Origin of the sequence: Bradyrhizobium sp. SZCCHNR1017 (assembly GCF_032381375.1) — a bacterium.
In the GTDB taxonomy this organism is placed as follows: domain Bacteria; phylum Pseudomonadota; class Alphaproteobacteria; order Rhizobiales; family Xanthobacteraceae; genus Bradyrhizobium.
The window spans coordinates 244,603-257,572 of sequence record NZ_JAUHIR010000003.1; the positions used below are offsets into that span (position 1 = coordinate 244,603).

At 66.6% G+C, this 12,970-nt stretch carries 15 protein-coding genes and 1 tRNA gene; 4 read left to right on the forward strand and 12 right to left on the reverse strand.

Annotated elements, in window-relative coordinates; genetic code table 11:
* Positions 1 to 9: 9 nt before the first annotated feature.
* From QW863_RS10035 to QW863_RS10060, 6 genes are all read right to left on the reverse strand, one after another.
* Positions 10 to 894 carry a LysR family transcriptional regulator gene (locus QW863_RS10035; protein ID WP_315716743.1) on the reverse strand — a complete coding sequence of 295 codons (885 nt, stop codon included), beginning with the start codon at positions 892 to 894 and terminating at the stop codon, positions 10 to 12.
* Positions 895 to 901: 7 nt separating this feature from the next.
* Positions 902 to 1,972 (reverse strand): YeiH family protein, encoded by a 1,071-nt coding sequence (locus tag QW863_RS10040; protein ID WP_409977905.1) that lies wholly within the window; start codon positions 1,970 to 1,972, stop codon positions 902 to 904.
* Between the two features lie 135 nt (positions 1,973 to 2,107).
* Positions 2,108 to 2,518, reverse strand: a complete 411-nt coding sequence (locus tag QW863_RS10045; RefSeq protein ID WP_315767659.1) for a thiol-disulfide oxidoreductase DCC family protein — start codon at positions 2,516 to 2,518, stop codon at positions 2,108 to 2,110.
* Positions 2,518 to 3,843, reverse strand: a complete 1,326-nt coding sequence (locus QW863_RS10050) for an SDR family oxidoreductase (protein WP_315716741.1) — start codon at positions 3,841 to 3,843, stop codon at positions 2,518 to 2,520. The genes QW863_RS10045 and QW863_RS10050 overlap by 1 nt, the downstream gene beginning before the upstream one ends.
* Before the next feature lie 10 nt (positions 3,844 to 3,853).
* Positions 3,854 to 4,321: a DUF2269 domain-containing protein gene (locus tag QW863_RS10055; protein ID WP_315716740.1), complete on the reverse strand. Its 468-nt coding sequence runs from the start codon at positions 4,319 to 4,321 to the stop codon at positions 3,854 to 3,856.
* Positions 4,322 to 4,330: 9 nt separating this feature from the next.
* Positions 4,331 to 5,230 (reverse strand): alpha/beta hydrolase family protein, encoded by a 900-nt coding sequence (locus QW863_RS10060; RefSeq protein WP_315716739.1) that lies wholly within the window; start codon positions 5,228 to 5,230, stop codon positions 4,331 to 4,333.
* Between the two features lie 240 nt (positions 5,231 to 5,470).
* Here QW863_RS10060 and QW863_RS10065 point away from each other — a divergent pair, with 240 nt between their 5' ends.
* The 3 genes from QW863_RS10065 to QW863_RS10075 all read left to right on the forward strand — a co-directional run bounded on the left by QW863_RS10065 (position 5,471) and on the right by QW863_RS10075 (position 8,329).
* Positions 5,471 to 5,980 carry a GNAT family N-acetyltransferase gene (locus QW863_RS10065; RefSeq protein WP_006611902.1) on the forward strand — a complete coding sequence of 170 codons (510 nt, stop codon included), beginning with the start codon at positions 5,471 to 5,473 and terminating at the stop codon, positions 5,978 to 5,980.
* Between the two features lie 198 nt (positions 5,981 to 6,178).
* Positions 6,179 to 6,715, forward strand: coding sequence for an inorganic diphosphatase (gene ppa / locus QW863_RS10070; protein WP_315716738.1), 537 nt, complete (start codon positions 6,179 to 6,181; stop codon positions 6,713 to 6,715).
* 126 nt (positions 6,716 to 6,841) lie between these two features.
* Positions 6,842 to 8,329, forward strand: a complete 1,488-nt coding sequence (locus tag QW863_RS10075; RefSeq protein ID WP_315716737.1) for a M20 family peptidase — start codon at positions 6,842 to 6,844, stop codon at positions 8,327 to 8,329.
* On the opposite strand, the gene folD is transcribed toward QW863_RS10075, so the two are convergent.
* The 3 genes from folD to QW863_RS10090 form a co-directional block, all read right to left on the reverse strand.
* Complete coding sequence (gene folD, locus QW863_RS10080) at positions 8,326 to 9,210, reverse strand: bifunctional methylenetetrahydrofolate dehydrogenase/methenyltetrahydrofolate cyclohydrolase FolD (protein WP_315716736.1); 885 nt, start codon at positions 9,208 to 9,210, stop codon at positions 8,326 to 8,328. The genes QW863_RS10075 and folD overlap by 4 nt on opposite strands.
* Before the next feature lie 264 nt (positions 9,211 to 9,474).
* Positions 9,475 to 9,813 (reverse strand): DUF167 domain-containing protein, encoded by a 339-nt coding sequence (locus QW863_RS10085; protein ID WP_315716735.1) that lies wholly within the window; start codon positions 9,811 to 9,813, stop codon positions 9,475 to 9,477.
* Between the two features lie 17 nt (positions 9,814 to 9,830).
* Positions 9,831 to 10,121 carry a YggT family protein gene (locus QW863_RS10090; protein ID WP_315716734.1) on the reverse strand — a complete coding sequence of 97 codons (291 nt, stop codon included), beginning with the start codon at positions 10,119 to 10,121 and terminating at the stop codon, positions 9,831 to 9,833.
* A gap of 199 nt (positions 10,122 to 10,320) precedes the next feature.
* Between QW863_RS10090 and QW863_RS10095 the strand changes: the two genes are divergently transcribed.
* Positions 10,321 to 10,396: transfer RNA gene (locus tag QW863_RS10095), tRNA-Ala, on the forward strand.
* Between the two features lie 149 nt (positions 10,397 to 10,545).
* On the opposite strand, the gene QW863_RS10100 is transcribed toward QW863_RS10095, so the two are convergent.
* The 3 genes from QW863_RS10100 to QW863_RS10110 form a co-directional block, all read right to left on the reverse strand.
* Positions 10,546 to 11,352, reverse strand: coding sequence for a glutamine amidotransferase (locus tag QW863_RS10100; RefSeq protein ID WP_315716733.1), 807 nt, complete (start codon positions 11,350 to 11,352; stop codon positions 10,546 to 10,548).
* An 80-nt stretch (positions 11,353 to 11,432) separates the two neighbouring features.
* On the reverse strand, positions 11,433 to 12,212 hold the full coding sequence (locus QW863_RS10105) for an SDR family oxidoreductase (RefSeq protein ID WP_315716732.1): 780 nt from the start codon (positions 12,210 to 12,212) through the stop codon (positions 11,433 to 11,435).
* A 217-nt stretch (positions 12,213 to 12,429) separates the two neighbouring features.
* Positions 12,430 to 12,897 (reverse strand): TerB family tellurite resistance protein, encoded by a 468-nt coding sequence (locus QW863_RS10110; protein WP_315716731.1) that lies wholly within the window; start codon positions 12,895 to 12,897, stop codon positions 12,430 to 12,432.
* Positions 12,898 to 12,970: the final 73 nt, after the last annotated feature.

A 12,970-nucleotide genomic window follows, 5' to 3' on the forward strand; every position in this document is an offset into this window, starting at 1 on the left:
GTGCCCCGATCAATGCGTCTCCCCCACCATCCGCAGAAACTCCCGCGCGGCCTGCGTCTGGTGATGCTCTTTGTGGCGCAGGCTGTAGAAGTGCCGCTTGGGCAGCTCGATGTTGGCGACGGCGAGCAGCCCGGCCTTGACGGCGCGCATGACCACGAGGCGCGACAGCACGGTGACGCCGGCGCCGGCTTCGACGGCGCCGCGCACGGCCTCGTTGGACGGCAGGTCGAACACCACATCGAGCTCGGCCGGGGTGATCCCGAAGCGGCCAAGCGCTGTTTCGAGCGCGGCGCGCGTGCCGGAGCCCTGCTCGCGCAACACCCAGCGCGCCGTCTTCAGGTCGCCGGTTGTCACTGACCTTCCGCGGCACAGCGGATGACCGATCGGACCGACCAGCACCATGTTGTCCTGCGCGACTGGCTGAACCGTGAGCACGGGATCGTCGACATCGCCCTCGACGAAGCCGAGATCGGCAGAGCCCTCGCGGACCTGGGTCGCGACCTGCTCGGTATTGCCGATCGACAGCTGCAGCTTGATCGCCGGATGCGCAGCACTGAAGCGGTGAATGAAGGCCGGCAGCCAATAGCCCGCGATGGTCTGGCTGGCCGCCAGCGCCAGCTGCCCCCGCTTCAGGCCGGCGAGATCGTTCAGCACGGTCTCGGCGGCGGCCGCGCGCGCCAGCACCGCCTTCGCTTCGACGAGAAACGCCTTCCCGGTCGCCGTGAGCACGATGCGGCGTCCGACGCGATCGAATAGCCTGGTCTCGTAGCGCGCTTCGAGCGCGGCCACAGCCGCCGATGTCGCCGACTGGGTCAAATTGAGGTCGCGCGCCGCCTGGGTGACGTGCTCGCGGGTCGCGACCGCAACGAAGATCCTGAGCTGTTCGAGCGTCACAAGCGTCCTATGTGGTGAGCTTCACCAGGGCCAGGCTGAAGCCTGCGATGAACAGGAAGGCGAGCAGGCCCAGCGCCAGCGGCCGCAGGCCCTTGGCCTTGAGCTTGGCGAAATCTGTCTCCAGTCCCATCGCGGCCAGCGCCATCGACAGCAGGAACGTGGTCGCGGTCACGATCACCGTCTTCATCTCGGCGGGAATGCTGATCACGCTGTTGAGGCCGACCAGCGCGATGAAGCCGAACACGAACCAGGGCAGTGGCGGCTGCGCATTGCCCCGGGTCTCGCCGCCATGGCGCGCACGCCGCGTTGCCAGCAGGCCGAGCGTGAGCACGACCGGCGCCAGCAGCATCACGCGGGCGAGCTTGGCGATGGTGCCGAACTCGCCGGCCTGCTGGCCTTGCTGAAACGCGGCCGCGACCACCTGGGCGATCTCGTGAATCGAAGCCCCGCTCCACAGGCCGAAGGCGTGGGCGTCGAGATGCAGCAGCGCCGGAAGCAGCGGATAGATGAACATTGCGATCGAGCCGAACACCGTGACGCAGGCCACCGCATAGGCGACGTCCTCGTCATGGGCGCGCGTGACCGTGTTGGTCGCGATCACGGCGGACGCACCGCAGATCGAGGTGCCCGCCGCGATCAGCTCCGCCAGCTTGCGGTTGACGCCGAGCAGCTGTCCCATCCACACCGTGAACAGGAAGGTGCCGGTGAGGCTCAGCGCGATCACGGCGAGACCACGCGCGCCGACCTCGACGATCTGCGTCGCCGTCAGTTGCAGGCCCAGCAGGATGATCGCTAGCCGCAGTACGCGACGCATCGAGAAGGCGACGCCGGGCTTGGCCCGCGCCGGTGTGCCGACCACGTTGTGCAGCGCCATCCCTGCCACGATCGCCAGGATCATCGGGCTGAACAGGCCGAGGCCTGGCAGCAGGCGCAGCCCGAAGGCGCCGGCCGCGAGCGCCGCGGACAGCGCGAGCCCGGGCAGCAGCGTCGGTGCCGCCGGCGTCGCAGGCGCGTGCGCAGGTCGATGATGAATGGCAACGGGCGCATCGGCGATCAGATCATGCGAGGGGGCGGCCATGGAAATCTCTCCCAAACCAAGTGCAAGGAAGAGAATTTCATGCTGTGACCAATCGATCCAACAGATTATATCGCACGTATCATTCGATTCAATCGATTAATCGGCGCTCATGGCCGCATCTCACCGCCGACCGGATCACGACTCCAGCACCCGCTTGCGCAGCTCGGCATCCGGCACGAAGCAGGATTCGTATTTGCCGAAGATGTGGTAGCGGTTGCGTGCGACCACGCCATAGACCGCATCGCGCAGCGGCTTCGGAATGGCGCGCAGCGCGCGCGTCCAGCCCCAGCCCGGCAGGTTCGACAATACGGTCAGCGCAGCATCGGATTTGAGATGCGCCTTGCCGCCATGCACGACCGCGTTGGTGTCGGGGTCCTGGGGATCGATGCCGAAGGCCTGTGCCAGCCGGGTGCCGTAGGGCGACTGGATCGGCGTGAAGCGGAAGCGCCTGGCGGTGTCGCGCGCGATCGCGAACTGCACCCAGCGGGAGCAGAACACGCAGACGCCGTCGTAGAGGATCACGTCATCGTCGGGCCAGTTGGTCATCAGCGATTGTCCATCATGAGCAGCGCGACCAGCATCAGCACGATCGCAGGTCCCGTCTTCACCAGGGCGCCGAGCGGCTCGAGCCAGAGATCGGGGGTGAGGATCGCGCAGCCGAGCATGTAGCCGAGCGAGACGAGGATGCCGGCGGCGAGCCCGAATGCTGCGGTCTTGCGGAACGCGATCAATAGACCGACCGAAATGTCCATCATGCTGGTGATCGCCGCGAACGGAATCGCAAAGCCTTCCGGCCAGCCGTGCGTGGTCAGGACCGCCGTGGTCGCCGGGAACGAGACGAACAGTGCAATCGACCCCGATGCGACCCAGAACAGCACGAGGCTCGCGATGATCAGTGCCTTGATCAGGAACAGCCGCGCGAACCACTTGTCCTGAATGGTGGCGCCACGCACGCCGACGGCGTCCAGCGGCGTGGGGGTGATGCCGGTTGCCGCGATCCACGGTGCGGGATCGCCGTGCACCCCGCGGCGAAGCTCGGCGATCGCGGTGGTGCGCATCGGCGGCATCCAGCCGAGCCGGCTGCAGAGGTCACCGGCGAAAGCGCCGAGATTGATCAGCGGTGCGGGCAAGGCAACGCGCGGCCAATCCGTCGTGCCGAAACTGCGCCGAAACGCATCGACGACGTCGCCAAGCGTCACCGCCTCGGGCTGCATCAGGTCCCAGCTCACCGCGCGCGTCGCCTCGTCATCGATCGGCCGCATCGCGAGCCAGGCGATGGTCGCGGCGATGTCCGCCACCGCCACCGGCTGGAACGGCGTCGCCGCATCCCTCGCCGGCAGGTCGACCGGAAGCGCCGCGAGCGCGCGGACCATCGCGCTGCCGCCATAGGCCGATGGCGCGATCACGAAGCCCGGGCGCAGGATGGCGTAGGGAATGTCTGAGGATGCAATCAACTGCTCCGCCTCGCGCTTGGTGGTCGCGAAAGCGGTGTGATCCTCATCGGCCGTGCCGGGGATCGAGATGTGAATGAAGCGTACGCGACGGCCGCAGGCCGTGATCGCTGCGAGCACGCGCGCGACGAACTCACGATGCACGGCAGCGGTATCGCTGCCCGGACCATCCTGCAGCACGCCGAGGCAGTTGATGACGACGTCGATCTCGTGGGCGCGGATCAGGCTCGCCAAAGCCGGCGCATCGAGCGCCATGATCGGCAGCTCGATGTCGAACGGCGACGTGCGTTGCGATGGCGAGAACGCGCGCGCGACGCCGACCGTCGCACAGCCGCGCTGGCGCAGATCGTCGGTGATGAAGCGCCCGATCAGGCCGGAGGCGCCAAGCACGAGGATGCGGGGGGTGGTCGACGTGATCATGCGCGTCTCGTCAGAGCGGCTTTGCGATCATCAGCCAGAGAATGGCCATGACCGCGCCGAAACCGGGGATGCCGCACAGGAACCAGCGGCGGAAGACGATGAAGTAGCGCGGCGGCAGCGCCTGGGCGCTGATATCAGCAGCACGGGCGAGGTCGCGCAGTTCGATCTGCATGAAGATCACGGGGACCCAGAACAGGCCGGCGACGGCGTAGAGTGCGAGCGAGGTGAGCAGCCAGCGTTCGCTCACGGCCGTGGACGACAGCCACATCAAGGTGCCGCCGGTGACCGGCTGCAGCAGCACCGCCGACAGTGTGAAGAGCATGTCCGCGATCACCACGACGCCAGCCGTGCGCGCGATGAACGCGGCCTCGCCGCTCAGATGCGCCATCAGCATGAAGAATGCGATCCCCGTGCCGGTGCCGAGAATGACGATGGCGCCGAGCACGTGGAGATATTTGATCAGGAAATACAGCGTCATCGTGTCCTGCTAGTTCGGCGGCATCGGATGCGTCGATCGACGTGTCGTTGTCAGCGCCCGCGACAGCAAATCCGCCGCCAGTGCCACGCCGTCGTCGTGCTCGATCATCCAATGCCCCTCCTCGCCGGACGCTGGCAACAGCTTGAAGTGTGCCCGGCCTCCGGCCGAGTCGAAGTCCTCCGCAAGCCGACGCGAAAGCGATGGTGGAAAGTAGCTGTCATTGGCCGCGACCAGCCACGTGACCGGCACGCGCGCGCCGCGTCCAAATGCGCGGGCCGTATCAAGCAGGCGCGCCTCTGCACAGACGCGCCCTGGCACCTCGTCGGCATGGCCGCCACGGCCGGGCGCGAACACGATGATGCTCGAAACGAACTGCCGGGGCTGATCGGCGAGCGCCAGCGCGCCCCAGCCGCCGGCCGAGTGACCGACCACAAGTGCGCCGCCTTTGGCGACGAATGGTTGATCGCGCATGAAGGCAAGCGCGCGCGAGATCTGCGCGGCGGTGGCACGTCCCGCCTTCTCGTAGTCCGGATTTTCGCACGCGCCCTGATCCTCGACATAGGGGCCGCCGGTACGGCCATGCCCGAGCCGCTCCGGCACCAGCACCGCATAGCCGCGCGCGACCAGCTCGCTGGCCATCGCCGTGTAGCTCGGCTGCGGCAGCTGCGCGCGCCGCAACGCATTCTGTGTCGAGGCATGCGCGATCAGCGCCAGCGGAAACGGTCCGTCACCGGCAGGCCGATACAGCAGCGCATGCGCGGGGAGTCCAGGCTCGGTCGAGGGCACCAGCCATTGCTGCAGCCGGGCCGGCTCGCCTTCCGGCGAGGCCGGGCCGAATGTCTGTGCCCAGGCGTTCGATCCCGCGAGGACGAGCGCGATCAACCATGAGAGGCAGCGAAGCAGCAGCATTCAGCCGGGCGGGAAGTTGTTGAGCTCCGGCCACACTAGCCGAGCCCACCGCGAGTGAGTTGCAGTTTTTAGTTCGTGGTATGAACCTGCGGTGACGGGACACCGTCGACCCTCAACAATGTTGCGAATTTGTCCCTTTTCGGCACAGCTTTCCGCCACGGTGATGCCGAAAGTCCACAGGTTAACCGATCTTTAACGTGGCACCTTGAAGGCGGACCGCCGACTTGCTTTGATCCGCTCATGAGCACAACCCTGATCGAAGTCCGTCCGGCCAAGGCTGCAGATGCGGCTGCGGTGGCGTCAGCCCATGATGAAGCCTGGCGTTCCGCCTACCAGGGAATCATCCCTGGCGCAGAGCTGGAGAAGCTGATCAACCGGCGCGGCCCCCAATGGTGGGACAGCGCGATCCGCAAAGGCAGCCGCGTCAGCGTGCTGGTGTTCAACGACAAGGTCGCAGGCTATGCGAATTACGGCCGCAATCGCGCCCGCAGCCTGCACTTCGACGGTGAAGTCTACGAGCTTTATCTGCGACCGGAATTTCAGGGGCTGGGGTTCGGTCGCCGGCTCTTCCAGTCCGCCAAGCGCGACCTCGCGCAGAGCGGCCTGAAGAGCATGGTGGTGTGGGCGTTGTCCGACAACGATCCCGCCACCGAGTTCTACCGCGCCTTGGGCGGCCGGATGGTCGCGCGGTCGTCGGAGCGCTTCGGGCCGAAGTCGCTCGACAAGGTTGCCTTTGCCTGGACCAACTGAGCCTGGGCCGGCCGTGCTCCGGGCGCGTTAAACGTTAACGCGCCAGCGAATTGAACTGGAATTGAACTGAAAGTGTTGGCTTGAGGTAGCTGTTGCGCAGCCGCGTTTTTTTTGCGACTGCGAATGCCAGCGCTCGCCTGTCGAGCGTCCGACCCTCAACGTTCAAGTTCTCAAACGTTCAAGTTCTACGGAGCATCCATGCGCATCGACGCCATCCCGATCGGGAAAGATCCGCCGCGCGAGGTCAACGTCGTCATCGAAGTGCCGGTCGGCGGCGAGCCGATCAAGTACGAGCTAGACAAGGAAGCCGGCACGCTGTTCGTCGACCGCTTCCTCTATACGGCGATGCGCTACCCCGGCAATTACGGCTTCATCCCGCACACGCTGTCCAATGACGGCGACCCCTGCGACGTGCTGGTCGCCAACACGCGCGCGATCGTGCCCGGCGCGGTCATGAGCGTGCGCCCAGTCGGCGTGCTGCTGATGGAGGACGAGGCTGGCGGCGATGAGAAGATCATCGCGGTGCCGTCCTCGAAGCTGACCCAGCGCTACGACAAGGTCCGCACCTATTCGGACCTGCCGGACATCACGCTGCAGCAGATCCGGCACTTCTACGAGCACTACAAGGATCTCGAGCCCGGCAAATGGGTGAAGGTGCTGCGTTGGGGCAATGCCGACGACGCCCACCAGTTGATTGCCGAGGGCATCGCCCGCGCCAAGGCGGCGAAGAAGTAGGGCGCGCGGAAGCTCCAAACGCAGCGCTTCGCGGCTCCAGGCGATGGACTTTCGAGTCCGCTCCGAGCAGTTTCACGGCGTCGCAGATAGGATCTGCGGCGCCGTCTCGTCTTGGAGCGTTCTGCAATGCGCCGCCTGCTCAGGTCCCTTCGATACCTTGGTCTTCTCATCCTGGCGGCAGGCGCGGCGCTCGTCGCGGTCGTGCTGGTCAACATGTTTCGCCATGGCTCCCGGCAGCTCGATGTCGCGGCGCTGCCGAAGATCAGCATCGATGCCGAGGCTGCGGCGCAGCGGCTCGCGGCGGCGGTTCGTTTTCGCACGATTTCGAGCTCCGACGATCCCGAGCTGAATGCCGATGCCTTCGCGGCGCTCAAGGCCCATATCGAGGCAAGCTTCCCGGCCTTTCATGCGGCCGCGACACAGGAGGTCGTGGCCGGGCACAGCCTGCTGTACCGGTGGAAGGGCTCGGATGCGGCGGCCAGGCCGATTGCGCTGCTGGCCCATCAGGATGTGGTGCCGGTCGCGCCGGGCACCGAGCCCGACTGGGCCGTGCCGCCGTTTGCCGGCGTCGTCAAAGACGGCTTCGTCTGGGGCCGCGGCGCCTGGGACGACAAGGGCAATCTGTATGCGATGCTGGAGGCGGCCGAGGCGCTGATCAAGGCCGGCTTCAAGCCGAAGCGCACGATCTATTTCGCCTTCGGTCACGACGAGGAGGTCGGCGGCACCCGGGGGGCCAAGGCCATCTCGGCCGTCCTCGCCGCCCGCAACGTCCGGCTGGACTTCGTCATCGATGAGGGCCTGCTGATCTCGGAGGGCGGCGTCAAGGGCCTCGACAAGCCGGCGGCACTGGTCGGTGTTGCCGAGAAGGGCTATGCGAGCCTGGTGCTGACGGCCAAGGCCACCCCGGGGCATTCCTCGATGCCGCCGCGGGACACCGCGATCGGCATGATGAGTGCGGCGCTGGCGAAGCTCGAGGCCAACCGGCTGCCGATGCGCATCGACGGCACGGTCGGCGAGATGTTCGATACGCTGGCGCCGGAAATGACCGGCATCAACCGCGCCGTGCTGTCCAATCTCTGGCTGACCAAACCGCTGCTGTTCGGCGAGTTCGCCAAGAGCGGTCCGGCCGAAGCGATGGTCCGTACGACGACCGCGCTGACCATCTTCAACGCGGGCGACAAGGACAACGTGCTGCCGGGCAACGCCTCCGCCACCGTGAATTTCCGGCTGCTGCCGGGGGACACCGAGGCGGGCATCATCGACCACGTCAGGCAGACCGTGGCCAACGACCGCATCTCGATCACGTCCTTGCGCGGCAACCGCGAGCCCCCGCCGGTCACCTCGACCGCCGGACCGTCCTATCAGCTCGTGAACCGGACCATTCGCGAGATCTTCAGCGACGCGGTGGTGGCGCCCGGCCTGATGGTCGCCGGCACCGATTCGAGCCACTATGCGGGCATTGCCGACAGCATCTTCCGCTTCTCGCCGCTGCGCGCGACGACGGAGGATCTCAAGCGCTTCCACGGCACCAATGAGCGGCTGTCGGTCGAGGGCTATGCCGACATGATCCGCTTCTATCGGCGGCTGCTGGAAGCCGCCGCGAGCCCGGCCTAGACGGCCGGTTTCGGCAGCCCGGCGATCGCGCAGGCGGCGCGCAGCGTGTTCACCAGAAGGCAGGCCACCGTCATCTGGCCGACGCCGCCGGGCACCGGCGTGATCGCGCCGGCGACCTCCGCCACCTCGGCATAGGCGACGTCGCCGACCAGCTTCGTCTTGCCGTCAGCCGTTGGGATACGGTTGATGCCGACGTCGATCACGGTCGCGCCCGGCTTGATCCAGTCGCGCTTCACCATCTCCGCGCGGCCCACGGCGGCGTAGACCAGATCGGCGCGCGCGGTCAGCGCCGGCAGGTCGCGCGAGCGCGAATGCGCGATCGTCACCGTGGCGTTCTCGTTGAGCAGGAGCTGGACCAGCGGACGGCCGACCAGGTTCGAGCGGCCGATCACGATCGCGTTCATGCCCTCCAGCGAGCCATGCACGGTCTTGCTGAGGATGATGCAGCCGAGCGGCGTGCACGGCGCCAGCGCCTGCTGGCCGCCGGCGAGGCGGCCGGCATTGTGCGGATGCAGCCCGTCGACGTCCTTGGCCGGATCGATCGCATTGATCACGACTTCGGTCTCCAGCCCCTTCGGCAGCGGCAGCTGCACCAGAATGCCGTGTACGGCGGGATCGCGGTTGAGCTTGCCGATCAAGGCCAGCAGCTTGTCCTGCGACACGTCAGCCGGCAGCTTGTGCTCGAACGAGGCCATGCCGGCCGCCTGGGTCTGGGTATGCTTGCTGCGGACATAGACCTCGGACGCCGGATCGTTGCCGACCAGCACCACGGCGAGGCCTGGTGTCAGGCCATGGTCGCGCTTGACCCGCTCGACCTCACGGGCGACCTGCGCGCGCAGGTCGGCTGCAATGATCTTTCCGTCGATGATGCGCGCGGTCATTTTGCTCTATCCTCGGTTCAAAGGCTGTTTCATCGAGCAAGACGCTGGCCGCGTGCTCCCACCCTCCCCTGGAGGGGGAGGGTCTATCGCACGCGAAGCGGGCGAGCGGGGTGGGGTGAAGCCACGGATGCCGGTACCGGTGGAGAGATCACCCCACCCCGCCTCACGCTCGCTTCGCTCACCGTGAGGCGACCCTCCCCCTCCAGGGGAGGGTGAAGATCGCCGCTTGCGAAGCCGAAAGGCCTCGGCTCGCGCTTCTTGCGTCTATTCTCGTTGTTTCCGGGTCGGCTTATGGGCTGCAAGGAGGTCGCGCAAGGCCTGATCGAGCGCGGACGGATCGCCGTCGATGGCGACCTGTTTTAGCCGTGAGGTGGTGCCAGAGGTGATTCGCACCGAGGCCTTGGTGACGCCGATCGCCTTGGCGAGCAGCTCTGTCACCGCGCGATTCGCCTCGCCGCCATCCGCGATGGCCCGGACGCGGACCTTGAGCACGCTGCGGCCGTCGGACAGCGTTTCGACGCCGTCGATCGCGTCGCGGCCGCCGCGCGGCGTCACACGCAGCGCGACGGTGAGACCGTCAGCGGCGGCGCGCCAGGGGTCCATGGCGAACGGCGAGGCGGTCAGAACACGAATGGATAGATGTAGTAGGTGATCACCCGCTGAATCAGCATGATGATGAGGATCAGGATGATCGGCGAGATGTCGAGGCCGCCGAGATTGGGCAGCATGCGCCGGATCGGCGCCAGCACCGGCTCGGTGATTCGGTACAGGAACTCGGCCACGGCGGAGACGAACTGATTGCGCGTGTTGACGACGTTGAAGGCGATCAGCCACGACAGAATCGCCGAGGCGATCAGCAGCCAGACATAGAGGTCGAGAACGATCAGAACGATGTCGAGAACGGCACGCATGCGGGTCCACTCGGGGGGCGAGGTCGCGAATTCGACCTGTGACGACCGGTAGATATCGGTTCCCCCCGGCGCAAACAAGGGAAGGTGCCCGTCAAGGCTAACGGGCGATGTGACCGTTCTTGACTTGACCTCGGCACCCACTGTAAATGGCGCCCGATCTGCCGGCTGCCTTTTCCCAACATCGAGGCGGTCGTGTTACGGGGCCATAGCTCAGCTGGGAGAGCGCGTCGTTCGCAATGACGAGGTCGGCGGTTCGATCCCGCCTGGCTCCACCAACCTTCGCTCGCGTCGCGAGCTTCGGCTCGGCAAGCCGCTTCGGCAAATGAATAGCGAAGCGTGCGAAGGTTGCCGCGCCAGAGCCCGAAGGGCGACGGCGGGCTGAATGACAAAGATTCCCAACAATCGACTGACCAGGACGCCCGTCCTACTCCGCCGCCTCGGCCATCGCCGCCACCGGCTCGCGCATAAGCCAGCCATCCAGAAACTGCGCCAGCCACGCTCGCTCGGCCGCATCGTGCACGGCGCGGCCCTCGAAATGATGGTGGCGCAGACGGGCGCCGGGTGTGTCCAGCCGGGCATGACCGCGCGTGGTCCAGCGGCACATCATCGCGTAGGTCACGTCGGGGTGGAACTGTAGCCCGGTGGCGTTCTGGTATTGATAGGCCTGCACCGGAAAGTCGCCGCCCTCGGCGAGCAGCTCCGCGCCATCGGGCAGATCGAAGCCCTCGCGGTGCCAGTGATAGACGTGATCGGGCCAATGCGGGCACAGCTTGCGCCCGGCCCGGGTCGGGCGGATCGGATAATAGCCGATCTCGGCGCGCCCCTCTGGATGCGGCGCAACCGCGGCGCCGAGCTGGATCGCCAGCATCTGCGCGCCCAGGCAGATCCCGAGAAACGGACGCTGCTCCCGCAGCGGCACCTCGACCCAGTCGATCTCGCGGCGGACGAAGTCGTCCGGATCGTTCGCGCTCATCGGACCGCCGAAAATAACGGCACCCGCATGCTCATCGAGAGTCTCCGGCAGCGGATCGCCGAACCGCGGCCGGCGGATGTCGAGCGGATAGCCGCGGGCGCGCAGCGCATTGCCGACCCGGCCGGGGCTCGACGTTTCCTGGTGCAGGATGATGAGGACGGGCCGCTGCGGCGCAGCCGCCATGGCCGGCTTGGGATGGAGCTGCCGAACGTCGGCCTGGGGCCCGTTCGGATGGAGCGAAGGGTCTTGCCTGAGCATCACCTGGCGATCATAGCTAAGCAAAGGTTAACGGCGCGTGAGCGAGCGCACATTGCAAAGCAAGCGCCGGGCCAGCGCGATCAGGTCCGCTTCAGCTGCAGCCGGCCGACCGCGGCGAGGATGAAGCCGCGCGGGAACCAGCGCAGCATGAACGGCACGATCTTGATGCCGAGCCCGGGCAGCACCACGCGCTTGTCGGCCATCAGGCCGCGATAGCCGGCTTCCGCCACCGCCTTGGGCGAGACGTTGAGGATCACCGAATCCACGCCCGGCTTGAAGCCGGCGCGGTCCTGGAATTCCGACGGCACCGGACCGGGACACAGCACCGTGACCCGGACGCCATGCGGCGCCAGCTCCTTGCGCAACGCCTCGGTGAACGAGATCACATACGCCTTGGAGGCGTAATAGACGGCCATGCCGGGACCCGGCAGGAACCCGGCCACAGAGCCCAGATTGAGGATGCCGCCCTTGTTGCGGATCAGCTGCTCGGAAAAGCGCAGCGACAGCTCGGTCAGGGCGCGAACGTTCACGGAAATCATGTCGAGCTGCTCGGTGCGGTCGAGCTGTACCGCCTTGCCGAACAGGCCGAAGCCGGCGTTGTTGACGAGATATTCCAGCTCCAGGCCGGCAGCCGACAGCGCAGCCTCGATGGTCGCGCCGGCGTCGGCGGAGGTGAGGTCACAGGGGATCACCAGCGGCGCCGGGCCGCCCTTGGCGGCGATCTCCTGGGCCAGCGCCGCGAGCCGGTCTTCGCGCCGGGCCGTCAATGCGAGCCGGTGCCCGTTCGCGGCAAATACGCGCGCCAACTCGCTGCCGATCCCGGCCGAGGCACCCGTTACGAGCGTGACACGTTCACCCACGATCCTGCTCTTCGATCACAATCCGCACATCATCCAATCGCGGCGGACGAGAGCATAGCGGGACGGGAACATGCAAGACACCGTGCTCCATGGCCTTGCGCGGGATTGCGGCAATAGCCTCAGATTCACATGGGTTTACATGAACGGGGGGGTTCGGAAACAAAATTAAAGTTTGTTCATCTCCGCATGAAGTCGGTTCCGCCCGGAGCCAGGCGGTTCAAGCAGGGGCGCCGGACTTCCGCGACGCCACCCGGTGCTTCAGGTCGACGCGGTCATGCGTGGAGATGCCGAGCAGCTCGGAGGCGCGCCAGACCACATTGTCCTCGAACTCCGTCACCTTGCCGTCGGCAAAGACCAGCTCCCACATCATCTCGACGATGCGCAGGCGGCCGGCTTCGTCGACCTCGCGCATGATCACGCTGGTGAAGCGATAGAGATCGACGGCGTCGCCCTCCGCCAGCATGGCCTGGGCGATCAGCCGGTCGGCGCTGCCGGGGTCGAGCCCGAAGCGCAGCTCGATCAGGCCGTGCAGCTTGCGCCGTTCGATCTCGCTCGGCTCGCCGTCCAGCGAGATGACGTGGATCAGCAGCGCCGTCGCCGCGAGCTGATAGCCATTGTCGTCGAACGCCGGGGTCTCGTGCGGCGAAACGACGTCGGCGATGAATTGGCGCAATCCTTCGAGCATGGCGTCCTTTCGTTGTCAGATCCGTAGTGGACCGCAAACCGGCCGGCGACTGCTCATTATATGCGAATGCCAC